This window comes from Xanthomonas sp. AM6 (assembly GCF_025665335.1).
Lineage (GTDB): Bacteria > Pseudomonadota > Gammaproteobacteria > Xanthomonadales > Xanthomonadaceae > Xanthomonas_A.
This window is the reverse complement of record NZ_CP106869.1, coordinates 3126233-3147272: the sequence shown is the minus strand read 5'-3', so window position 1 is coordinate 3147272 and position 21040 is coordinate 3126233. Positions and strand designations below refer to the sequence as shown.

Sequence of the window (21040 nt, the reverse complement as noted above, 5' to 3'; positions counted from 1 at the left end):
CCCTGTAGACAGCAAGAGGAAGTTCAAATAACGTTAATATTTCGTAATTATGAATGTGAGCGAAACCACACTTCAGTGCAAAACCCGCTTGGCGCCGGTGTAGTGGTCGCGCCAATACGACCCGTCCAGATAGTCCAGGCGGACCGTTCCGCCGCTGCTCGGGGCGTGCACGAAGCGGCCCTCGCCGACATAGATGCCGACGTGGCTGACGTTGCCGGCGCTGCCGAAGAACACCAGGTCGCCGGCGCTCAGCCGCTGCGGATCGATCCGGGGGCCCTGCACCGCGGCCAGTTCGCGCGAGGTGCGCGGCAGCCGCAGGTCGAGCATGTCGCGGTAGACGTAGGCGACCAGGCCGCTGCAGTCGAAGCCGGACTCGGGGGTGTTGCCGCCATAGCGGTAGGGCGTGCCGACCAGGCCCAGCGCGCGCATCAGCACCGCGTTGGCCGCGGCCGGGTCGGCCGGCACCACCTGCGGCCAGCTGCGCACCGCCGGCGGCGGACGCGACGGGCGCACCTCCTGGCGGCCGCAGGCGGCCAGCACGGCCATGCAGATCAGGGCGGCCCAGAGAGGCAGGCGGCGCACGGACGGTGAAACTGGCGTGTTGTGCATGGAGCCCGGATAATGCGCGACCTCAGATGGCCGCCATGATGGCGGCGCTCCCGTCGGCCGACAAGCCGTCCACACCGTCTGCCCCGGCAGCCACAGCGCAGAGTAGTTGCACATGAAGATCGAAAAAGACCGCGTCGTCCGTTTCCACTACACCGTCTCGGAAGCCGGCCAGGCGCCGATCGAAACGTCCAAGGACCGCGATCCGCTGGTGATCCTGGTCGGCCACGGCAACATCATCCCGGGCCTGGAGAACGCGATGCTGGACCAGGAAGCCGGTGCGAGCTTCGGCGTCGACGTGGCCGCCGCCGACGCCTACGGCGAATACCGCGAGGGCCTGACCCAGCGTGTGCCGAAGAAGCATTTCGGCGCGACCAAGCTGCAGCCGGGCAGCCAGGTGGTGCTGCAGACCAACTTCGGCCCGCGCGCGGTGACCGTGCAGAAGGTCGGCATGAGCGTGGTCGACGTCGACCTCAACCACCCGATGGCGGGCAAGGACCTGCACTTCGACGTGGAGATCATCGACGTGCGTGAAGCCACCGCCGAAGAGATCGAGCACGGCCACGTGCATGGCGATGGCGGCCACCACCACTGAGTGAGCGCGGCGCGGATCCCGCCTGCGGGGTCCGTCGCTGCCGCGTGGGCGGGCGCTGCGTCGCGGTCGTTGCCCGCGCGGCTTCGCCGGGCGGCGTCGCGCCGCTCGCGCTCCGCCCAGAGTTCTTCGCGCATGCGCCTGGGCGCACGCGCGCCGCGGCGACGGATCGCCGGTCCTCCGCCCGGTGCCATCCCTTGGCTTCCTCCGCCCCCGTGCTGCAGCCCGTCGCGCCCGCCGAGCGCATCGCCACGCTGGACGTGCTGCGCGGCTTCGCGCTGCTCGGCATCCTGCTGATGAACATCGAGGGCTTCGTCGGGCCGCTCGACGAAGCGATGACCGGGCTGAATCCGCTGCTGCGCGGCGCCGACCGCGTCGCCGACGCGGCGGTCTACCTGCTGGTGCAGGGCAAGTTCTACACCTTGTTCGCGTTGCTGTTCGGCATGGGCTTTGCGGTGATGGCGCAGCGCGCCGAGGCGGCGCGGCGCGCGTTCGGCGGCTTCTTCGTGCGCCGCAGCGCGGCGCTGCTGCTGATCGGCGTGCTGCATGCGACGCTGCTGTGGTCCGGGGACATCCTGGTCAGCTATGCGCTGCTGGCGTTCATGCTGCTCGCCTTCCGCGAGGCGCCGACGCGCTGGCTGCCGTGGATGGCGCTGGCGGTGTACCTGTGCGCGCCGCTGCTGTCGCTGCTGGCCGGCGCGGTCGGCTCGGCGGCGCAGGCCGATCCGCACGCCGCGGTGCAGTGGCGGCAGGACATGGCCGAGCAGGCGCAGCGCGCGGCGACGGCGCTGGCCGAGCAGCGCCAGGTGTTCGGCCATGGCAGCTACGCCGCGGCCACCGCGCAGCGGCTGCGCGACCTGGTCGATGCGCTGGGCCTGCTGGTGTTCAATGCGCCCGCCATCTTCGGCATGTTCCTGCTCGGCGCCTGGTGCGTGCGCAGCGGCCTGGCGACGCAGCCGCAACGGCGTCCGCGGCTGCTGGCGGCGCTGCGCTGGGGCGTGCTGCCGCTGGGCCTGGCGCTGATGCTGCTGAGCTTCCGGCTGGAGCCGTGGATGGATCCGGCGCGGCTGGACCTGCGCCTGGCCGCCGCGTTCGCGCTGTCCACGGTGGCCAGCGGCATGATGGCGCTGGGCTACGCGGCCTGGATCGTGCGCCTCACCCCGGCGCTGCGCTGGCTGGCGCCGGCCGGGCGCATGGCGCTGAGCAACTACCTGCTGCAGTCGCTGGTGTGCACCACGCTCTTCTACGGCTACGGCCTGGGGTATTTCGAACGCCTGCCGCGCGCCTGGCAGATCCCGTTCGCGTTCGCGCTGTTCGCGCTGCAGGTGGTGTTGTCGCAGCTGTGGCTGCGGCATTTCCGCTTCGGCCCGATGGAATGGCTGTGGCGTTCGGCGAGCTACCTGCGCTGGCAACCGCTGCGGCGTCGCGACGCGCCTGAGGTCCGGTGACCACGGTTTTTCCCTCGGCCACGCGCAAAGCGTCGGCAACGGTGCGCTTGGGTTGCTTGGCCGCGCCCGGCGCTTGCACGCGTCACGAGTCCCGCAGCCGCGCGAGCGTGCTTGGCGCTCGCCGCGACGTCCTCACATGTGGCGTGCCGCCGGCCATGGCATGCTCGGAAATCAGCATCAACAGCGCGACAGGACACAACACGATGGCCGATCTGACAGGCGGGCCCACGCCCGCGACCGACCCCGCGCCGCAATGCGTGGAGCGTTGCCGGTGAGCGCGGCGCTCTACGACTACGACCTGCTGGTGCTCGGCGGCGGTTCCGGCGGCCTGGCCGCCGCGTTCCGCGCCGCCGGTCTCGGTGCGCGCGTGGCGATCCTGGAACCGGACGCGCTCGGCGGCACCTGCGTCAACGTCGGCTGCGTGCCGAAGAAGGTGATGTGGCTGGCCGCCGATCTGGTCGGGCGCATCGATCTGGCGCGCGGCATCGGCTTCTCCATTCCCGATTCCACCTTGTCGTGGCCGGAACTGGTGGCGCATCGCCAGGGCTACATCGGCAACATCCATGGCAGCTACCGGCGGCGCCTGGACGCCGACGGCGTGGTGCTGATCCCGCAGCGCGGCCGGTTGCTGGACGCGCACACGGTCGAGTGCGGCGACGGCGTGCGGGTCAGCGCCCGCCACGTGGTGATCGCCACCGGCGCGCACGCGCTGCGGCCGTCGATCGAGGGCGCCGAACTGGGCCTGGTGTCGGACGATTTCTTCAACCTGTGCGAGGCGCCGGCGCGGGTGGCGATCGTCGGCGGCGGCTATATCGCGGTGGAACTGGCCGGCCTGCTGCAGGCGCTGGGCAGCCGCGTCGAACTGTACGTGCAGGGCGACCGCCTGCTGGAGCGCTTCGATGCGGAGCTGGCGCGGCAACTCGGCGAGAACCTGCGCCATCAGGGCGTGCGCCTGCATTTCGGCTATCGCGCCAGCGCCTTGCGGCGCGGCGCGCAGGGTCTGCAGCTGTACGACGCGGACGGAACGGCGGGCGAGGCGGTCGACCAGGCGTTCTTCGCGATCGGGCGGCGCCCGAACAGCCGGGGCATCGGCCTGGAAGCGCTGGGCGTGCGGCTGGGCGACAAGCACGAAGTGCTGGTCGACGATTACCAGAACACCGACGTGCCGGGGCTGTACGCGATCGGCGACGTGGCCGGCAAGGTCGGCCTGACCCCGGTGGCGATCGCCGCCGGGCGCAAGCTGATGGAGCGCCTGTTCGGCGACCGGCCGCAGGCGCGGCTGGACTACGAGAACGTGCCCAGCGTGGTGTTCTCGCATCCGCCGCTGGGCCAGGTCGGGCTCGGCGAGGAGCAGGCGCGGGAGCGCTACGGCGAAGCGGTGACGGTGTACCGCAGCAATTTCCGGCCGATGCTGCATGCGCTGGCCGATTCGCCGCAGCGCAGCCTGTTCAAGCTGGTCTGCGTCGGCGAGGAGGAGCGGGTGGTCGGCTTCCACCTGCTCGGCGACGGCGCCGACGAGATCCTGCAGGGTTTCGCGGTGGCGCTGAAGCTGGGCGTGACCAAGCGCCAGCTGGAGGACACGGTGGCGATCCATCCGACCTCGGCCGAGGAAGTGACGCTGATGCGTTGAGGCGACGGGCAGCGCGGCGCTACGCTGCCCAACACCGCAGCGGGCGCGAGGCAGTACTCGTTGCAGTCCTCTTCGTCGTCGCATCGCGCGCAGCCGTGATCGCGTCGACGCGCGGCGTTCGCACCGATCCTGCGCGCCGCACCGCCGGCAACGCTGGGCATGGCGCGCGGCGGCCGTAGAATGGGCGCATGCCCGATGTCCGTTTCCGCCTCGGCGCCGGTCCGCGATGAATGCGTCCGGGCGCCCGACTTCCGCTGCGTTGCCGACGGCGCACGCCGACCTGGGCGGGGTGTTGCTCGCCGCCGGCGGCGCGATCGCGTTTTCCGGCAAGGCGATCATCGTCAAGCTCGGCTATCGCTATGGCGTGGACGCGGTGACCCTGCTGGCGCTGCGCATGCTGGTGGCGCTGCCGTGTTTCGCGGCGATGGCGCTGTGGGCCGCGCGCCGCGCGGCGCCGCTGCAGCCTGGGGACCGCTGGCGCATCGGCGCGCTCGGCGTGCTCGGCTACTACCTGGCCAGCTATCTGGATTTCCTCGGCCTGGCCTACATCACCGCCACGCTGGAGCGGTTGATCCTGTATCTGACCCCGACCCTGGTGCTGCTGATCGGGGTGCTGGCGTTCCGCCGCCGGCCGCAGCGCCGCCAGCTGTGGGCGCTGGCGCTGAGCTATCTCGGCGTGCTGCTCGCCTTCGGCCACGACCTGCAGGTCGGCGGCGCACGCACCGCCTGGGGCAGCCTGCTGGTGTTCGGCAGCGCGCTGGCCTACGCGCTGTACCTGGTCGGCAGCGGGCAGATGGTGGCGCGGATCGGCGCGGTGCGGCTGACCGCCTATGCCAGCCTGGTCGCCTGCGTGCTGTGCATCGCCCAGTTCCTGCTGCTGCGGCCGCTGCAGGCGCTGGCGCTGCCGCACCAGGTGTACTGGCTGTCGCTGCTCAACGGTACCGCCTGCACCGCGGTGCCGGTGCTGGCGACGATGCTGGCGGTGCGGCGGATCGGCTCGGGCCTGGCGTCGCAGATTGGCATGCTCGGCCCGGTCTCGACCATCGTGCTCAGCGTGCTGCTGCTGGGCGAGGCGATGGGGCCGTGGCAGATCGCCGGCACGCTGCTGGTGCTGGGCGGGGTGCTGATGGTGTCGCGGCCGGCACGGGCGGTGGCGGCATGAGCGGGCGCCATCCCGCGCCGGCCGCCGCCGAGGCGTCGGCCGCGGCCCAGGCGAAGATCCTGGCGACGATCCGTGCGATCCCGCCCGGCCAGGTGCGCGGCTACGGCGAGGTCGCGATGCTGGCCGGGTTGCCGGGCCGCGCGCGGCTGGTCGCGCGCGTGCTCGGCGGCAACGAGGATCCGGCGCTGCCCTGGCACCGCGTGCTGCGCAGCGACGGGCGCATCGCCTTCCCGGAAGGGTCGCGCGGCTTCCGCGAACAGTGCCAGCGGCTGCGCGCCGAAGGCGTGGCGGTACAGGGCGGGCGGGTGAAGCGCGCCCCAACGCCGGCGCGCGACCTCGACGCCGCGTTATGGGGGCCGCAATAGCGAGCCGCTATGATGGTCGGCAGTTGCCACGGACACGACCATGTTCCCCAGACTTCCGCCCGTTACCCAAGCCTTGCTGATCGGCAATGTGGTGTTGTTCCTGCTGCAGATGCTGCTGGGCAACGAGACGTTCGCACCGTTCATGCTGTGGCCGATCGGCGCGTTCGATGCGTTCTCGCCGGGACAGAACTTCCAGATCTGGCAGCTGCTGACCTACGGCTTCCTGCACGGCGGCTTTTCGCACCTGCTGTTCAACATGCTGGCGCTGTACATGTTCGGCGGCCCGCTGGAGCAGACCTGGGGCAACAAGCGCTTCCTGACCTACTACCTGGTGTGCGTGGCCGGCGCCGGCCTGTGCCAGTTGCTGGTGGGCTGGTGGACGGTCAGCAACGGCGGCGAGCCGTATCCGACCCTGGGCGCCTCCGGCGGCGTGTTCGGCCTGTTGCTGGCGTTCGGCATGCTGTTCCCGAACCAGCGGGTGATGCTGCTGTTCCCGCCGATCCCGATGAAGGCGCGCACCTTCGTGATCGTGTTCGGCGCGCTGGAGCTGATCATGGGCTTCACCGGCTGGCAGCCGGGCGTGGCGCATTTCGCGCACCTGGGCGGCATGCTGTTCGGCTGGCTGCTGATCCGCTACTGGCGCGGGCAGCCGCCGTTCGGCAAGCGCAAGCCGCCGCGGCCGCGGATCGTGCGCTAGCGGCGCCTGCCTGCGTCGGTGGGCACATCGCCGTGGCGAGTCGACGTGTGCACGCGTTGATGGACGGCGCTCCGAAATAGCCACATAGCACGCAGCCGCTCTGTGCTTCGGCGGCGGCGCCCTGTGGCGTGCGCTCGGCGTATTTCGAGGGTTGGCGAATCGCGCCGCCTGCAGCTGTTCGAGCGCCTGCTCGAAGGCAACCAGGCAATGCATGGGGGATGCGTTGCCGGGTCGCCGCGCCGCTGCAGCACGTGCGCGTCGTGCCGACCGCCCCGTTCGGTCGGGCAGCGAACGCCCGCGACGCCGCCTTGTCGATCGTCATCGCCACAACGCAAGACGGCGCGGTTGCCCGCGCCGTCCTGCGTACATCGCCGATCGAACCGCAGTTACGGCCAGAGGCGCAGCTGCTCGGCCTCGCTGCGGACCATCGGCTGGCCGGCCTTGCAGGTGAAGGTGGCGGCGAAGGAGGGCAGGTTGGCCAGCGGGCCGTTGGCGCGCCAGCGGCCCGGTGCGTGCACGTCGGCGGTGACGCGCTGCACCGCTTCGTTCGGCGACAGCTGCTGCGCCCACAGGCCGGCCCAGGCCTTGTAGAACGCCTGCTTGCCGGCGTCGCCGGCGGCGGGCTGGGCGGCGGCGTAGGCCTGCCAGGCCAGTTCGACGCTGCCGATGTCGGTCAGGTCCTCTTCCTGGGTCAGCTGGCCGTTGACCTTGGCGCCCTTCACCCCGGGGAAGTCGTAGGCGCCGTACTGCGCCGCGGCGCGCGCGCTGAGTGCGTTCCACGCGCTCTTGTCTTCCGGGGTCCACCAGCTGCGCAGCTCGCCCTTGGCGTCGACCAGGCTGCCCTTGCTGTCGATCGCGCCGATCAGTTCGTGCGCGACCAGCGCGCCGTAGCCGCCGTACAGCGCGGCCGCGTCGCCGCCGGCGACGAACACCGGCGGCTGCAGCACCGCGGCGGTGACGATCAGGCGGTTCTGGGCCAGGTCGTAGGTCAGCGCCGGCTGCTGCGGCAGCACGTCCCAGCGGCGGTCGGCGTTGCCCTTGCCGATGCGCTTCATTTCCTCGCGGTGGCGCCAGGTGGAGGCGATCAGCATGTTGCCGCCGAAGCTGCCGCGGCCCATCGGCTGCACGCTGTAGTCCAGGTCGCGGCGCGGCGCACCGACTTCGATCTTCAGCGCGGCCAGCTTGGCCTGCGCTTCGGCGCGCGCCGGGTCGCTCAGCCAGGTGCTGCGCTTGACCGCCGCGATCTGGGTGTTGCGGACCTGGTCGGCGATGCTTTCGGCCTGGCGGCGGGCGTCGGCGCTGAGATAGCGGCCGACATACTCGCGGCCCAGCATCGGGCCGGCGGCGACGTTGATCGCATCCAGCACCTGCGTCCAGCGCTGCGGCGGCAGGGCCTGGCCTTCCAGCACGCGGCCGCGGAACTCGAAGCTGGCGTCGCGGAAGCTCTTGGACAGGTACGGCGCCATCGCATCGCCGACGCGCCAGCGCAGGTAGGCCTTCCACTGGTCCGGCTTGATGCTGGTGATCATGCCGTCGAGCTGCTTGAACATCTCCGGGTCGGCCAGCGACACCAGGTCGTCGTTGACGCCCTGCGCCTTCAGGAACGCGTCCAGCTGCAGGTTGCGGTACTGCTTGTTCAGGTCCTTGGTGGAGATCGGCGCGTAGTTGTTGAACGGGTTGTTGATGCCGGCCAGCGACTTGGCGCTGCGCGCCAGCGCGGTCTCGATCTGCAGCACCGACTGCGCGTCGGCCTCGAGCTTGGCCGCCGGGGTGCCGGTCAGGGTCAGGATCTGCTTGACGTAGGCGCGGTAGCGGCCCATCAGCGCCACGGTGTCGGCGTCGGTGCGGGTGTAGAAGGCCGGGTCGGGCAGGCCCATGCCGCCCTGCATGAAGTAGCCGATGTGGCGGTCCAGCGCCTTGAGGTCGACGTCGGCGCCGAAGTTGAACGCCACCGGGATGCCGACCTGGTGCAGCGCGGCGATCGAGGCCGGGACGTCCTTGGCCTTCTTGATCGCGTCGATGCGGCTGAGCAGCGGCGCGATCGGGTTGGACCCGTCCTTCTCCACCGCCGCCTCGTCCAGGCCGCTGGCCCAGAAATCGCCCAGCGCCTTCTGCACGTCGTTCTGCGGCGTCTTCATCGACGCGTCGAGCAGGTCGCGCTGCTGTTGCTGCGCGCGCGCGGACAACTGGCCCAGCGCGGTCACCGCGCCGGTCTGCGGCAGCGGGTTGCTCTTCAGCCAGTCGGCGTTGGCGTAGTCGTAGAAATCGGTGCAGGCGGCGCTGACGACGGGCGCCTTGGCGGCGGCGCGCTTCTTCTTGGGCGCGGCATCGGCGGTGGACGCCAGGGCGATCAGGCCGAGGGCGACGGCGAGGGCAAGCGGACGGGCATTGAGCATCGGGAGCGAATCCGGTCAGGATTAAAGTCGGCGGAGTTTAACAAGCCGCGACCCGCAGCTGTGTCCGCGCGCGGCGCGGTTGGTCCCTAACCGGTTCAGATGGGTGGGCCGGGGTGTCGCTCGGGTCGTCGATCCGTTGCGCCCGCTGGCTGTTGCCCTTGCGACAGCGCCCCCGCAGCGCGGGCCCGGCACCTGGCCGGATGCAGGCATCGCACCGCAGCGCACGCTGCGCACAAAGAAAAGGCCCGGACATGCCGGGCCTTTTCGTGTTGCGCCGGGGCGCTGCGCTTACCAGATCACGACCTGCCGGTCGCCGGCGCGGACCATCGGCGAACCGGCCTTGCACTGGAACGCGGCGGCGAAGGCCGGCAGGTTCGACGGCGCGCCCATCGCGCGGAACTGCGCCGGGGCGTGCGGGTCGGTGGTCAGGCGCACCATCGCATTCTGCGGGGTGTACTTGGTGCGCCACACGGTGGCCCAGTTGAGGAAGAAGTTCTGGTCGCGGGTCATGCCGCCGACCTTCGGGTCGTCCTTGCCCTCGGTGGCCTTCTTCATCGCGTCGTAGGCGGTGGACAGGCCGCCCAGGTCGGCGATGTTCTCGCCCAGGGTCAGCTTGCCGTTGACCGGCTTGCCGTTCACCTTGTACTCGTCGAACTGCTTGACCAGCTTGCCGGTGAGCGCGGCGAAGTTCTTGGCGTCGGTCGGCGTCCACCAGTTCTCGAAGTTGCCGCTGGGCCCGAAGCGCGCGCCCTGGTCGTCGTAGCCGTGGGTCATCTCGTGGCCGATCACCGCGCCGATACCGCCGTAGTTGAACGCCTCGTCGGCGCTGGGATCGAAGAACGGCGGCTGCAGGATCGCGGCCGGGAACACGATCTCGTTCTGCAGCGGATTGTAGTAGGCGTTGACCGTCTGCGGGGTCATGCCCCATTCGGTCTTGTCCACCGGCTTGCCGATCTTGCTCAGGTTGTACTTGTAGTTGAACGCGGTGGCGGCGCGCACGTTGTCCAGGTAGCTGTCGCGCTGGGTGCTCAGGCCGCTGTAGTCGCGCCACTTGTCCGGGTAGCCGATCTTCGGGGTGAACGTCTCCCACTTGGCGATCGCCTTGGCCTTGGTTTCGTCGCTCATCCAGCTCAGGTTCTCGATGCGGGCCTTCAGCGCCTGGCGCAGGTTGTCGACCAGCTGCTGCATCTTGGCCTTGGCGTCGGGCGAGAAGGCGACCTTGACGTACATCTGGCCCATCGCCTCGCCGGCGCCGTCCTCGATGCTGCCGAGCACGCGCTTCCAGCGCGGCTTCATCTCGGCCTGGCCGTTGAGTTCCTTGCCGTAGAAGGCGAAGTTCTCCTGCGCGAACGCATCGCTCAGGTACGGCGAAGCGCTGTCGACGGTGTGGAAGCGCAGGTAGGCGCGCCACACCGACGGATCGGCGTCGCCCAGCGCCTTGCTCACTTCCTGGTGGAACGCCGGGATCGCCAGCGAGAACTTCTCCGGCACCGCCACGCCCTGCGATTCGAAGAACTTGGTCCACGGGAAGTTCGGGGTCAGCTTGTCGGCCTCGGCCGGGGTGACCGGGTTGTAGGCCAGCTCGGCGTCGCGCGACATCTCTTCGCTGGACTTGGAGACCTTGGCCAGGCGCGTTTCCAGCGCCACCACGTCCTGCGCCTGCTTGGCCGCATCGGCGGCCGGCACGCCGGACAGCTCCAGCACCTTGGCCACGTGCGCCTGGTAGGCCTTGAGCTTGTCCTTCTTGTCGGCGTCGAAATAGTAGCCGCGGTCCGGCAGGCCCAGGCCGGCCTGCATCGCGTAGGCCATGTTCATCGACGAGTTCTTGAAGTCGGCCTCGGCGCCGAAGCCGAACAGGCCGTTCTCGCCCTTGGCCGCGCTCTGGCGCAGGTACTCGGCCACCGCCGGGCCGTCCTTGAGGCCGTCGATCGCGGCCAGGTCGGCCTTCAGCGGTTCGATGCCCTGCGCGTTGACCTTGGCTTCGTCCATGCCCGAGGCCCAGAAATCGCCGACGATCTTGTCCACGCCCTGCGCGTTGGCCGCAGCGGCGGCCTGCTCGGCCAGTTGGTGCTGCACGGCGACCGAGCGCTCGTCCAGGATCGAGAACGCGCCCCAGCTGCTGCGGTCCTTGGGGATTTCGTTGGCGGCCAGCCACTTGCCGTTGACGTAGCCGGCGAAGTCGCCGCAGGCGTCCTTGGCCGGGTCCAGGTCGTTGGCATTGAACGCGTTGTAGGCCGGCAGCTTGCTGGCGTCGAGCTTGAGCTCGGTCGGCGCCGCGGCGGCGGCGGCCGGTGCGGCGGCCTCGGTCTTGGCGGTGTCGGCGGCGGGGGCGGCCGCGTCGGGCTTGTTGCAGCCGCTCAGCGCGGCGCTCACGGCCAGGGTCAACAGCAACATCTGGGGATTGCGAAAGGTCACAAGGAAGCTCCAAGCCAGCGTGGATACGGAAATGGCCCGGAGGCCGTGGCGAGACTGTACGCCGCTGCCCGGGGTTTCAGGGGTGTCGAAGGTCATGGGCTGGGTGGCGCGGTCGGCCGGCGCAGGGCCGGCCGCCGCCGCCGCGCCGCGCGCGGGCCATCGCGCTACTCGATATGATTCCCGCGATGAAGCGCGAACCGTCCTGCGATGCCCTGATCGTCGGCGCCGGCCACAACGGCCTGGTCTGCGCCGCCTACCTGGCGCGTGCCGGCTGGAAGGTCACGGTGCTGGAGCGGCGCGGCGTGGTCGGCGGCGCCGCGGTCACCGAGGAATTCCATCCCGGCTTCCGCAATTCGGTGGCCGCCTACACGGTGTCGTTGCTGCAACCGAAGGTGATCGCCGACCTCGACCTGGCCGCGCACGGCCTGCGCATCGTGCCGCGCCGCTGCAACAACTTCGTGCCGCTGCCCGACGACCGCTACCTGCTCGCCGGCGCCGGCATCACCCAGGCGCAGGTGGCGACCTTCTCCGCCCGCGACGCCGAGCGCCTGCCGGCCTACGAGGCGCACCTGGAACGCATCGCCGACGTGCTGCGCGCGCTGGCGCTGCAGCCGCCGCCGAACGTCACCGACGGCGGCTGGACGCAGGCGCTGCCGGAACTGCTGCGCGCCGGCCGCCTCGGCCGCCGCCTGCATGCGCTCGGTCCCGGCCTGCGCCAGGAACTGCTGGACCTGTTCACGATCTCCGCCGCCGAATACCTGGAACGCTGGTTCGAGAGCGACCCGGTCAAGGCCTTGTTCGGCTTCGACGGCATCGTCGGCAACTACGCCAGCCCGTACACGCCGGGCTCGGCGTACGTGCTGCTGCACCACGTGTTCGGCGAGAGCAATGGGGTCAAGGGCGCCTGGGGCCATGCGCTCGGCGGCATGGGCGCGATCACCCAGGCGATGGCCAGGGCGGCGATCGCGGCCGGCGCGCAGATCCGCACCGACGCCGGCGTGCGCGAGATCCTGGTCGAGGACGGGCGCGCGGTCGGCGTGGTCACCGAACACGGCGAGCGGCTGCATGCGCGCCGCGTCGTCGCCAACGTCAATCCCAAGCTGCTGTACGAGCGCCTGCTCGACCCGGCGCACGTGCCGGCCGCCACCCGCGAACGCATGGCGCACTGGCGCTGCGGCTCGGGCACGTTCCGGATGAACGTGGCGCTGTCGCGGCTGCCGCAGTTCCGCGCGCTGCCGGGGCAGGGCGACCACCTCACCGCCGGCATCATCCTGGCGCCGAGCCTGGACTACATGGATCGCGCCTATCGCGACGCGCGCGAGCACGGCTGGTCGCGCGAGCCGATCGTCGAACTGCTGATCCCCAGCACGCTGGACGGGTCGCTGGCGCCGCCCGGCCAGCACGTGGCCAGCCTGTTCTGCCAGCACGTGGCGCCGCAGCTGCCGGACGGGCGCAGCTGGGACGCGCACCGCGACGAAGTCGCCGACCTGATGATCGCCACCGTCGAACGCTACGCGCCGGGTTTCGCCGCCTCGGTGCTGGGCCGGCAGGCGCTGACCCCGCTGGACCTGGAGCGCAGCTTCGGTCTGGTCGGCGGCGACATCTTCCATGGCGCGCTGAGCCTCAACCAGTTGTTCAGCGCCCGCCCGATGCTCGGCCAGGCCAACTACCGCGGCGCGATTCCCGGGCTGTACCTGTGCGGCTCCGGCACCCATCCGGGCGGCGGCGTGACCGGCGCGCCCGGGCACAATGCGGCGATGGCGCTGCTGGGCGATGGCCGCCGCTGAGCACGGCGGCGGCAGTCCGGTCGCCTTGGTGGCCCCGTTGTCTTCGCTTCATCGGCGCCGCCGTGGCGCCGGTGCAGTCACGGCCATGCCTCGCCGCTCGGACCGGATGCCGACCTGGAGCAGGGCATCCGTTCCAAGGTCGCCGCCGCGCTCGCCGGGCATAATGGCCGGCCGGCCGTCGAACCGTGGCGTTCTCGCGTCATCACCGGCTCCCAAAGACACCAGGCTCCTCCATGACCGAACAGGTTCAGCTCTACAACCAGGCCGTCGCCGCGCTCAACCAGCGCGACTGGGGTCAGGCGCAGCGACTCGCGCAACACCTGTTGCGATCGTTGCCGCAACACGCTGGCGTGCATTTCGTGGCCGGCGTGGCGGCCTTGGAGTTGAAGCAGATGCAACCTGCGGCGGCGCACCTGTACCAGGCGACGACGCTGAATCCCGAGCGCGCGGACTATGCGACGCAGTTGGCCAAGGTGCTGGCGATGGGGCGCTTCATGCAGGAGGCGCATCGCTTCGCCGACCAGGCGATGGCGTTGCATCCGACCGACGCGCACACGCTGGACACGTTGGGCGTCGTCTATACCCAGGTCAACGAGCACGTCGCCGCGCTGGGCGCGTTCACCCAGGCGGTGCAACTCGCACCGCAGCAGGCCAGCTTCCGCTACAACCTCGGCACCTCGCTGCTGTTCTCCGGGCGCCTGCAGGAGGCCGAGCAGGAATACCGGGCCTGCCTGGCCCTGGAGCCGCGCTACTGGAAGGTGTACCTGTCGCTGTCGCAGCTGCGCAAATGGACCGCGGAGGAGAACAACCTGGCCCTGCTGCAGCGCGTGCTGGCCTCGGCCGGCGACGTGCCGGAAGCCGTGCTGCACCTCAACCTGGCGCTGGCCAAGGAGCACGAGGACATCGGCGATTACCATGCGGCATTCCGTGGCTATGTGCAGGGCAAGGCGGTGCAGAAACGCGCGCGCGGCTACACGTCCAGCCGCGACCAACAGTTGTTCGATGCCTTGCACCGGACGTTCCATGCCGGCGACGCGCCGGCGCCGGGCTTCGACAGCGAAGAGCCGATCTTCGTGGTCGGCATGCCGCGCAGCGGAACCACCCTGGTCGACCGGATCCTGTCCAGCCATCCGCAGGTGCATTCGGCCGGCGAACTGCAGAACTTCTCGGTGGTGCTCAAGCGCATGGTGCGAACGCCGTCGCCGGCGATTCTCGATGTGGACACGCTGACCCGGTTGCAAGGGCTGGATTGGCGCGAACTGGGCCGCGCCTACGTCGAGTCCACCCGTCCAGGCACTGCCGCCAAGCCGCGCTTCGTGGACAAGCTGCCGCACAACTTCCTGTACGTGGGGCACATCGCGCGTGCCTTGCCGAACGCGCGCATCGTCTGCCTGCACCGCGATCCGATGGATACCTGTTTGAGCAACTTCCGCCAGCTGTTCGCATTGTCCTCGCCGTACTACGACTACTCGTTCGACCTGATGGACGTCGGCCGCTACTACCTGATGTTCGAGCGGCTGATGGCGCACTGGCGCGCGCTGTTCCCGCAACGCTTCCTGGAAATCGACTACGAGGACCTGGTGCTGGAGCAGGAAGCGACCACGCGCCGCCTGCTGGAGTTCTGCGGATTGCCGTGGGACGAGGCTTGCCTGCGTTTCGAGCAGAACCAGGCGCCGGTGGCCACCGCCAGCGTGGTCCAGGTACGCACCTCGATGACGCGCGCCTACATGGGGCGTTGGCGGCGCTACGGCGAGGACCTTGCCGAGCTGAAGCAGTTGCTCGATACCCAGTCGCTGCGGGTGCAGGGGCGCGACGGCCGCTGAAACGGTAACGGGTCGAAGGCGAACGCCGCGCCATCGCGGGCGCACGGCCTCGGGACGTTCCTGTGGACGATGCGTCCTCACCGAAGATGGCGTACATGTCCCGCGGCCGGCGGCCGCGCAAAAAAAAGCCCACCCTTGCGGGTGGGCCTTGGTGTCGCTTGACGCTTGATTACTTGCCGAACGCGTAGCGCATTTCCAGGTAGTACGCGCGGCCGTACACGTCGAAGTTGTACGAGTTGTACGGCGAGCTCGAGCTGCCCGGGTAGGACGCGTCGAAGGGCGGCATCTTGTTGAACACGTTGTTCACCATCAGCGACAGCTCCATGCCCTCGAACGCCGTGTAGGTGATGCTAGCGTTGTGGGTGATGTGCGAGGGCAGCTTGCCGGCGCGGGGCGCGGCATAGCCCGCCTCGCTGATCGTGGCCGCGTAGTTCGGGGTCTTGTCGAACCAGCTGGCGTACCAGGTGGTCGAGAAGTCGCCGATCTCCCAGGTCAACGAGGCGTCCGCCTTGCGCTTCGGGTCCACGCTCCAGTACGGATCGTTGAGCAGGTCGACCGGCTCGTCGCCCGCGTACTGCGTGTACTCGTGGCTGATCTTCTGGGTGTAGCTGGCGATCATGCTGAGATCGCCCCAGCGCCCGAAGTCGTAGCCGTAGCGGAACGAGGCCACGGCCATCTCCAGCTTCTGGTTGGACACGTTGATCTTCGGGGTGTAGATCTCCGTGATCTGGCCGGCCGCGTTGCGGGTGACCTGCGCCATCGCGCTGGTGCACAGCGCCGAATTGATGTCGTCGATGCCGGCGCGGCAACGGTAGTCCTGCAGGCTCAGCGCATTGGCGCTCTGCTGGGTGACTTCATCGCTGATGTCCCAGTTGAGGTAGTCGAAGGTCAGCGCCATGCGATCGAGCGGAGACCACACCACGCCTGCGCTCCACACGTCGGCGTTGATCGGCTTCAGGCCGAGGTTGCCGGACTGGGTGCCGAAGAACTGGCGGCTGGAGTAGGCGGCCGGGCAGGTGTCGGTATTGCCCGGCAGAAAGCCGCGCTGCGCGCACTGGTAGTAGTCGATCACCGTGTTGTAGTAGCCGCTCTCGCCCTGGTACTGGTCGGACAGCGTCGGCGCGCGGAACGCGGTGCCGTACTTGCCGCGCAGCAGCAGCGACTGGAACGGACGGTATTCCAGCGCGACGCTGTAGGTCGGCTTGTCGACGGTGGTGCCGCTGGCCTTGAACGCGTCGTAGCGGCCGGCCAGGGTGATGGTCAGCGGGTCGAACACCGGCATGCGCAGTTCCGAGGTCAGCGCGTAGCGGTCGCGGTCGCCGCCGCCGGCCACCGAGGTCAGGCCCCACACCTCGCCGTTGAGGATCTCCGGCGCCGGATCGTAGTTCCACTTCTGCTTGCCGTACTCGCCCACCACGGCCAGGCCCGCGTCGCCGCCGGGCAGAGCGAACAGCTTGGCATTGGTCAGCTGCAGGCGCAGCATGCCGTCGGAGGTCTTGCTCTTGTTGGTGGCATGGCCGGTGAAGCTGGCGAATTCCTCCGGCGTGATCGGCGAGTAGAACGCCGCGTAGTCGGGGGTGAAGACCGGATAGGCGTCGTAGTACGGATCCAGGCCCTGCTGCGGTCCCAGCACCTTGTTGATGAAGAACTGGTCGATCGGGTCCTTGAAGCGGACGAAGTTGCGCTCTTCCAGTTCGTACTGGGTGTAGGTGACGCCGGCGTCGTAGTCCCAGCTCGACTGGCCGAGCGTGCCCTGCGCGCCGAAAGTCACGCGCACCGACTCGCTGGTGTCGCGGCTCATCGTGTCGTTGAAGCCGTTCGGGCCGACTTCCTCAGGCGCGAACGAGCGCTGCAGGTTGACCAGGTCGTCCAGGTTCGGGTCATAGTAGTAGCCGAAGTCGGCGTTGGTACCCCACCACAGATAGTTGCCGCCGGAGTTGTACTTGACCTGGTCCTTGCTGTAGAGCACGTCGCCGTACAGCTGCACGTTGTCGTTGAGGTCGAAGGTGCCGTGCACGTACGCCTGCAGCGACTTCTGGCCGTTGTCCAGGGTGCGGTAGCCCGGGGTGTACTTGGAGCCGCAGTAGTACTCGTCGCCGAAGCCCGGACGCCGTTGCAGTTCCATGGTGCCGCCGAACAGGCCGGAGATGTTGCCGCAGTTGGCCGGGTCCAGGAACTTGTAGCTGGTGAACGGGCTGTACACCAGGAAGTCGCGGCTGATCAGCGGCGCGGTGTAGCCCTGCGTGTTGTACTGCCTGGTCAGGCCGCGGTCGTAGGCCCAGATCGGGTCCTTCTCTTCGTACTGCACGCCGCCGAGCACGCTGGTGCGGCCGTCGGCCGAGGTCCAGCCGTCGGCGAAGGTCGCGCGGAAGTTGCTGCCGCCGCCTTCGGAGTAGCCGCCGCCGCGGATGCTGAACACCGCGCCGTCCATCTTCTTCTTGAGAATGACGTTGATGACGCCGGCGATCGCGTCGGAGCCGTACAGCGACGACTGGCCGCCCGGCAGGATCTCGATGCGGTCGACCAGGTCGATCGGAATGCCGCTGATGTTGTTGAAGGTGTCGCTGCCGTTGTACAGCGCCGGGTAGTTCGACATCGGCCGGCCGTCGATCAGGTACTTCACGTAGCCCGGCGACAGGCCGAACAGGCTGACCGTCTTCGCGCCCTGGGTGAAGGAGCCGGAGGTCTGTCCGCCCTGGACGGCGCCGGTCGCGAACGAGCTCTTCTGCAGCACGTCGGCCACCGAGTTGAAGCCGCGGGCCTTGATGTCTTCGGCGGTGATGGTGGTGACCGGCGTGGCGGTCTCGATCTCGCTCTGCGGGATCAGCGAGCCGGTGACGGTGACCCGCTCCAGGTCGGTCGCCTTGGTGTCGGTGCTGTCCTGCGCGAAGGCGCTGAACGCGGCCGGCACGACCATCGCGGTGACCAGGGCCGCGCTCAGGCGGCTGTGCTTGAAACTACGTGTCTGACGAGCAGTCATCTCTGTCTATCCCCGAAAAACCAGAATGAAAAGGCGAGGGGCCTCGTGCCGCGATCGCCTTGAAATTGGATTCGCATCCGTGCGAGCAACCCAAACGTAACATGAACTTAACGCCGTTTGTACAGATCTGTCACCTTTTTCGTCTACGGATTGAATCTGCCGCGATTTGGCTGCAAACGCCCGTCAAACATGACGTTACGTGCGCTTGGCGGCGCCGCTGACGCTGCTTTGCACCATTTCAGGGCGTTACATGGGCCATGTCACTGAATAGCGACTTGTGCTAGTGCCGGGGCCGCTCGGAACGTCGTTAAGCCGGGCATTCCCGCGATCGAGGCAGGCATTGCCGAAGGCCACCCCCTGCACCAATCTGGTGAGCGGGTTTCGCCATAATGGGGAGCGGTCGTTCGGCGGCGGGCGCGTTGCCGCGATCGCCTGCTGACGCTGCGGTCCTTGCCCTCCTCGGGGCATCCGCCGCCGGGTTGCCGACGCACTGCCGAGGCCGCGGTTGGCCGCGGCCCGGCCAGAACTGCGCTGGCGCGACCGCGGCCAGCGGCCTGGCCCGGACGCGCACCGGCGTGGGCAGCGCGCTGCACTTGTATAGTCATGTCCCTCCATTCGACCCGCTGCGACGCCCGTTGCCCCAACACGGCGCTCGCCGCTGCCATCCTCATTTCCGCCGTATGCCCGTGCGCTGCGGTTCCCTGCGAGTTTTCCGATGACCGACCGTCCCCGCATCCCCGCCCATGCCGTCCAGCCCAACCTGTCGCCGCTGCCGCGGATCCGCAATGTCATCGCCATCGGTTCCGGCAAGGGCGGCGTGGGCAAGTCCACCACCGCGGTCAACCTGGCGCTGGCGCTGCAGCGCCAGGGCGCGCGGGTCGGGGTGCTGGATGCCGATGTCTATGGTCCCAGCGTGCCGGCCATGCTGGGCCTGAGCGGGCGCCCGGACAGTCCCGACAACAAGTCGATCGAGCCGATGCGTGCGTTCGGCATCGAGGCGATGTCGATCGGGCTGCTGGTGGACCAGGACACGCCGATGATCTGGCGCGGGCCGATGGCGACCTCGGCGCTGACCCAGCTGTTCACCGATACGCTGTGGGACGACCTGGACTACCTGCTGATCGACCTGCCGCCGGGCACCGGCGACATCCAGCTGACCCTGGCGCAGAAGATCCCGGTGGCCGGCGCGGTGATCGTCACCACGCCGCAGGACATCGCCACGCTGGATGCGAAGAAGGCGCTGAAGATGTTCGAGAAGGTCGAGGTGCCGGTGCTGGGCATCGTCGAGAACATGGCGGTGCATACCTGCACGCAGTGCGGGCACGTCGAGCACCTGTTCGGCGAGGGCGGCGGCCAGCGCATGGCGCAGCAGTACGGCGTGCCGCTGCTGGGCTCGCTGCCGCTGGCGATCGCGATCCGCGAGCAGGGCGACGCCGGTACTCCGATCGTGGCCGCGGCCCCGGAGTCGGCCGCCGCGCAGGCCTATCTGGCCACCGCGCAGCGCCTGACCGAGGAGCTGCGCAAGCGGCCGCGGGCATCGATCCCGATTTCCGCCTCGCTGCTCTGAGCGGCGCCACAGCTGCCGCGAACGCGTCGCGACCGGCTAGAATCGCCGGTCACTGCGGCCCGCTCCGGCGTCGGCCGCGCTCCCGGCGGGCAGGGTTTCCGGCCTGCCGCCACAGGCATCAGGAATACGCATGAGCATCAAGAGCGACCGCTGGATCCGCCGCATGTCCGAGCAACACGGCATGATCTCGCCGTACGAGCCGGGCCAGGTGAAGCAGGCCAACGGCGAACGCATCGTCAGCTACGGCACCTCCAGCTACGGCTACGACGTGCGCTGCTCGCGCGAGTTCAAGGTGTTCACCAACATCAACTCGACCATCGTCGACCCCAAGCGCTTCGATCCCAAGAGCTTCGTCGACATCGAGGCCGACGAGTGCATCATCCCGCCCAACAGCTTCGCGTTGGCGCGCACGGTGGAGTTCTTCCGCATCCCGCGCGACACCCTGGTGGTGTGCCTGGGCAAGAGCACCTACGCGCGCTGCGGCATCATCGTCAACGTCACCCCGCTGGAGCCGGAGTGGGAAGGCCACGTCACCCTGGAGTTCAGCAACACCACGCCGCTGCCGGCGCGCATCTACGCCAACGAGGGCGTGGCGCAGATGCTGTTCTTCCAGTCCGATGCCGACGACGTCTGCGAGACCAGCTACAAGGACCGCGGCGGCAAGTACCAGGGCCAGACCGGCGTCACCCTGCCCAGAACCTGAGTCTTTTTCCAACCCCACAAGCAAGGAGCGCGCAATGAACGATCCCAATCCCTACCAGGCGCCGGAAGCGCCACTGCCGTCGGTGCCGTTGGCGCCGGACGGTGCCGACGTGCTGGCCGGCCGCGGCGAGCGCCTGGGCGCATCGCTGATCGACGGCGTGATCTCGCTGGCGACCTTCCTGCCGGTGGCCGCGGTCACCGGCTATTTCGGCAAGGTCATGGACGCGGCGCGCGGCGGCGAGGCGATTTCGTTCCTGACCATGGCCGGCTACGTGGCGCTGGCGTTCGTGATGTTCGTGGTGGTGCAGGGCTATCCGCTGGCCAAGACCGGTCAGACCTGGGGCAAGAAGCTGCTGTGGATCCGCATCGTCGATCTGGACGGCGTACAGCCGCCGCTGTGGCGGCTGCTCGTGCTGCGCTACCTGCCGACCCAGTTGCTGTCGCTGGTGCCGGTGGTGGGCAACTTCTACGCGCTGATCGATGCGCTGTTCATCTTCCGCCGGGACAAGCGCTGCCTGCACGACCTGATCGCCGGCACCCAGGTGGTCAACGTCCGCCGCTGAGGCGGCGCGACCGCGCCGACCTGCGCCAGCCATGCGACCGGCCCGAGGCCGGTCGCATGGCTCAAGCAGCCGGGATATGGACCGCTGGATCGAATCCCCGATCCCGAATCACCAATCCCGGCCCCTACTTGCCGCGCCCGAACAGCATGCCCACGCCGACCGCGACCAGGATCGCCGGCCACCAGGTGGCGATCAGCCGGCCCAGGCTGAGGTTGGTCCAGCCGAGGTTGTTGGCCAGGAACACCAGGCCGATCACGATCAGCACGATGGCGGCGATCACATTGGATTTCATGGAGACGCGGCTTCC

At 69.1% G+C, this 21040-nt stretch carries 16 protein-coding genes; 11 read left to right on the top strand and 5 right to left on the bottom strand.

Going from position 1 to position 21040, the window contains the following annotated elements; all coding sequences use genetic code 11:
• Positions 1-72: 72 nt before the first annotated feature.
• Positions 73-546: a C40 family peptidase gene (locus OCJ37_RS13215; protein ID WP_263109974.1), complete on the bottom strand. Its 474-nt coding sequence runs from the start codon at positions 544-546 to the stop codon at positions 73-75.
• Between the two features lie 175 nt (positions 547-721).
• Between OCJ37_RS13215 and OCJ37_RS13210 the strand changes: the two genes are divergently transcribed.
• The 6 genes from OCJ37_RS13210 to OCJ37_RS13185 all read left to right on the top strand — a co-directional run bounded on the left by OCJ37_RS13210 (position 722) and on the right by OCJ37_RS13185 (position 6500).
• Positions 722-1201, top strand: a complete 480-nt coding sequence (locus OCJ37_RS13210) for an FKBP-type peptidyl-prolyl cis-trans isomerase (RefSeq protein ID WP_263109973.1) — start codon at positions 722-724, stop codon at positions 1199-1201.
• A 194-nt stretch (positions 1202-1395) separates the two neighbouring features.
• On the top strand, positions 1396-2646 hold the full coding sequence (locus OCJ37_RS13205; protein WP_263109972.1) for a DUF418 domain-containing protein: 1251 nt from the start codon (positions 1396-1398) through the stop codon (positions 2644-2646).
• Between the two features lie 271 nt (positions 2647-2917).
• Positions 2918-4276, top strand: a complete 1359-nt coding sequence (gorA, locus tag OCJ37_RS13200) for a glutathione-disulfide reductase (protein WP_263109970.1) — start codon at positions 2918-2920, stop codon at positions 4274-4276.
• 226 nt (positions 4277-4502) lie between these two features.
• Entirely contained in the window at positions 4503-5438 is a 936-nt protein-coding gene (locus OCJ37_RS13195) for a DMT family transporter (RefSeq protein ID WP_263109969.1), read from the top strand.
• Complete coding sequence (locus tag OCJ37_RS13190; protein WP_263109967.1) at positions 5435-5803, top strand: MGMT family protein; 369 nt, start codon at positions 5435-5437, stop codon at positions 5801-5803. Before OCJ37_RS13195 ends, OCJ37_RS13190 begins: the two co-directional genes overlap by 4 nt.
• Positions 5804-5843: 40 nt before the next feature.
• The gene (locus tag OCJ37_RS13185; protein WP_263109966.1) at positions 5844-6500 is read left to right on the top strand and encodes a rhomboid family intramembrane serine protease; all 657 of its coding nucleotides are present in this window, start codon (positions 5844-5846) and stop codon (positions 6498-6500) included.
• Positions 6501-6886: 386 nt separating this feature from the next.
• On the opposite strand, the gene OCJ37_RS13180 is transcribed toward OCJ37_RS13185, so the two are convergent.
• Both OCJ37_RS13180 and OCJ37_RS13175 read right to left on the bottom strand, forming a co-directional pair.
• Positions 6887-8896: a M13 family metallopeptidase gene (locus OCJ37_RS13180; protein ID WP_263109965.1), complete on the bottom strand. Its 2010-nt coding sequence runs from the start codon at positions 8894-8896 to the stop codon at positions 6887-6889.
• A 288-nt stretch (positions 8897-9184) separates the two neighbouring features.
• Complete coding sequence (locus OCJ37_RS13175) at positions 9185-11290, bottom strand: M13 family metallopeptidase (RefSeq protein WP_263109964.1); 2106 nt, start codon at positions 11288-11290, stop codon at positions 9185-9187.
• A 206-nt stretch (positions 11291-11496) separates the two neighbouring features.
• Between OCJ37_RS13175 and OCJ37_RS13170 the strand changes: the two genes are divergently transcribed.
• The gene (locus OCJ37_RS13170) at positions 11497-13098 is read left to right on the top strand and encodes a phytoene desaturase family protein (RefSeq protein ID WP_263109963.1); all 1602 of its coding nucleotides are present in this window, start codon (positions 11497-11499) and stop codon (positions 13096-13098) included.
• Between the two features lie 233 nt (positions 13099-13331).
• The gene (locus tag OCJ37_RS13165) at positions 13332-14921 is read left to right on the top strand and encodes a tetratricopeptide repeat-containing sulfotransferase family protein (protein ID WP_263109962.1); all 1590 of its coding nucleotides are present in this window, start codon (positions 13332-13334) and stop codon (positions 14919-14921) included.
• Positions 14922-15090: 169 nt separating this feature from the next.
• On the opposite strand, the gene OCJ37_RS13160 is transcribed toward OCJ37_RS13165, so the two are convergent.
• Positions 15091-17838 (bottom strand): TonB-dependent receptor plug domain-containing protein, encoded by a 2748-nt coding sequence (locus tag OCJ37_RS13160; RefSeq protein ID WP_263113685.1) that lies wholly within the window; start codon positions 17836-17838, stop codon positions 15091-15093.
• Between the two features lie 778 nt (positions 17839-18616).
• Between OCJ37_RS13160 and apbC the strand changes: the two genes are divergently transcribed.
• The 3 genes from apbC to OCJ37_RS13145 all read left to right on the top strand — a co-directional run bounded on the left by apbC (position 18617) and on the right by OCJ37_RS13145 (position 20733).
• Complete coding sequence (apbC, locus tag OCJ37_RS13155) at positions 18617-19468, top strand: iron-sulfur cluster carrier protein ApbC (RefSeq protein ID WP_263109960.1); 852 nt, start codon at positions 18617-18619, stop codon at positions 19466-19468.
• Between the two features lie 130 nt (positions 19469-19598).
• Positions 19599-20171 carry a dCTP deaminase gene (gene dcd / locus OCJ37_RS13150; protein ID WP_263109959.1) on the top strand — a complete coding sequence of 191 codons (573 nt, stop codon included), beginning with the start codon at positions 19599-19601 and terminating at the stop codon, positions 20169-20171.
• Positions 20172-20205: 34 nt separating this feature from the next.
• Positions 20206-20733 carry an RDD family protein gene (locus OCJ37_RS13145; RefSeq protein ID WP_263109957.1) on the top strand — a complete coding sequence of 176 codons (528 nt, stop codon included), beginning with the start codon at positions 20206-20208 and terminating at the stop codon, positions 20731-20733.
• Between the two features lie 124 nt (positions 20734-20857).
• On the opposite strand, the gene OCJ37_RS13140 is transcribed toward OCJ37_RS13145, so the two are convergent.
• Positions 20858-21025: a LiaI-LiaF-like domain-containing protein gene (locus OCJ37_RS13140; protein ID WP_003467495.1), complete on the bottom strand. Its 168-nt coding sequence runs from the start codon at positions 21023-21025 to the stop codon at positions 20858-20860.
• Positions 21026-21040: the final 15 nt, after the last annotated feature.

Excerpts from the sequence above, each read along its gene's own strand:
- OCJ37_RS13215 (WP_263109974.1), bottom strand. The coding sequence starts at position 546 with ATGGCCGTGCTGGCCGCCTGCGGCCGCCAGGAGGTGCGCCCGTCGCGT.
- OCJ37_RS13210 (WP_263109973.1), top strand. The coding sequence starts at position 722 with ATGAAGATCGAAAAAGACCGCGTCGTCCGTTTCCACTACACCGTCTCG.
- OCJ37_RS13195 (WP_263109969.1), top strand. The coding sequence starts at position 4,503 with ATGAATGCGTCCGGGCGCCCGACTTCCGCTGCGTTGCCGACGGCGCAC.
- OCJ37_RS13190 (WP_263109967.1), top strand. The coding sequence starts at position 5,435 with ATGAGCGGGCGCCATCCCGCGCCGGCCGCCGCCGAGGCGTCGGCCGCG.
- OCJ37_RS13185 (WP_263109966.1), top strand. The coding sequence starts at position 5,844 with ATGTTCCCCAGACTTCCGCCCGTTACCCAAGCCTTGCTGATCGGCAAT.
- OCJ37_RS13180 (WP_263109965.1), bottom strand. The coding sequence starts at position 8,896 with ATGCTCAATGCCCGTCCGCTTGCCCTCGCCGTCGCCCTCGGCCTGATC.
- OCJ37_RS13175 (WP_263109964.1), bottom strand. The coding sequence starts at position 11,290 with ATGTTGCTGTTGACCCTGGCCGTGAGCGCCGCGCTGAGCGGCTGCAAC.
- OCJ37_RS13170 (WP_263109963.1), top strand. The coding sequence starts at position 11,497 with ATGAAGCGCGAACCGTCCTGCGATGCCCTGATCGTCGGCGCCGGCCAC.
- OCJ37_RS13165 (WP_263109962.1), top strand. The coding sequence starts at position 13,332 with ATGACCGAACAGGTTCAGCTCTACAACCAGGCCGTCGCCGCGCTCAAC.
- OCJ37_RS13160 (WP_263113685.1), bottom strand. The coding sequence starts at position 17,838 with ATGGTCGTGCCGGCCGCGTTCAGCGCCTTCGCGCAGGACAGCACCGAC.
- apbC (WP_263109960.1), top strand. The coding sequence starts at position 18,617 with ATGACCGACCGTCCCCGCATCCCCGCCCATGCCGTCCAGCCCAACCTG.
- dcd (WP_263109959.1), top strand. The coding sequence starts at position 19,599 with ATGAGCATCAAGAGCGACCGCTGGATCCGCCGCATGTCCGAGCAACAC.
- OCJ37_RS13145 (WP_263109957.1), top strand. The coding sequence starts at position 20,206 with ATGAACGATCCCAATCCCTACCAGGCGCCGGAAGCGCCACTGCCGTCG.
- OCJ37_RS13140 (WP_003467495.1), bottom strand. The coding sequence starts at position 21,025 with ATGAAATCCAATGTGATCGCCGCCATCGTGCTGATCGTGATCGGCCTG.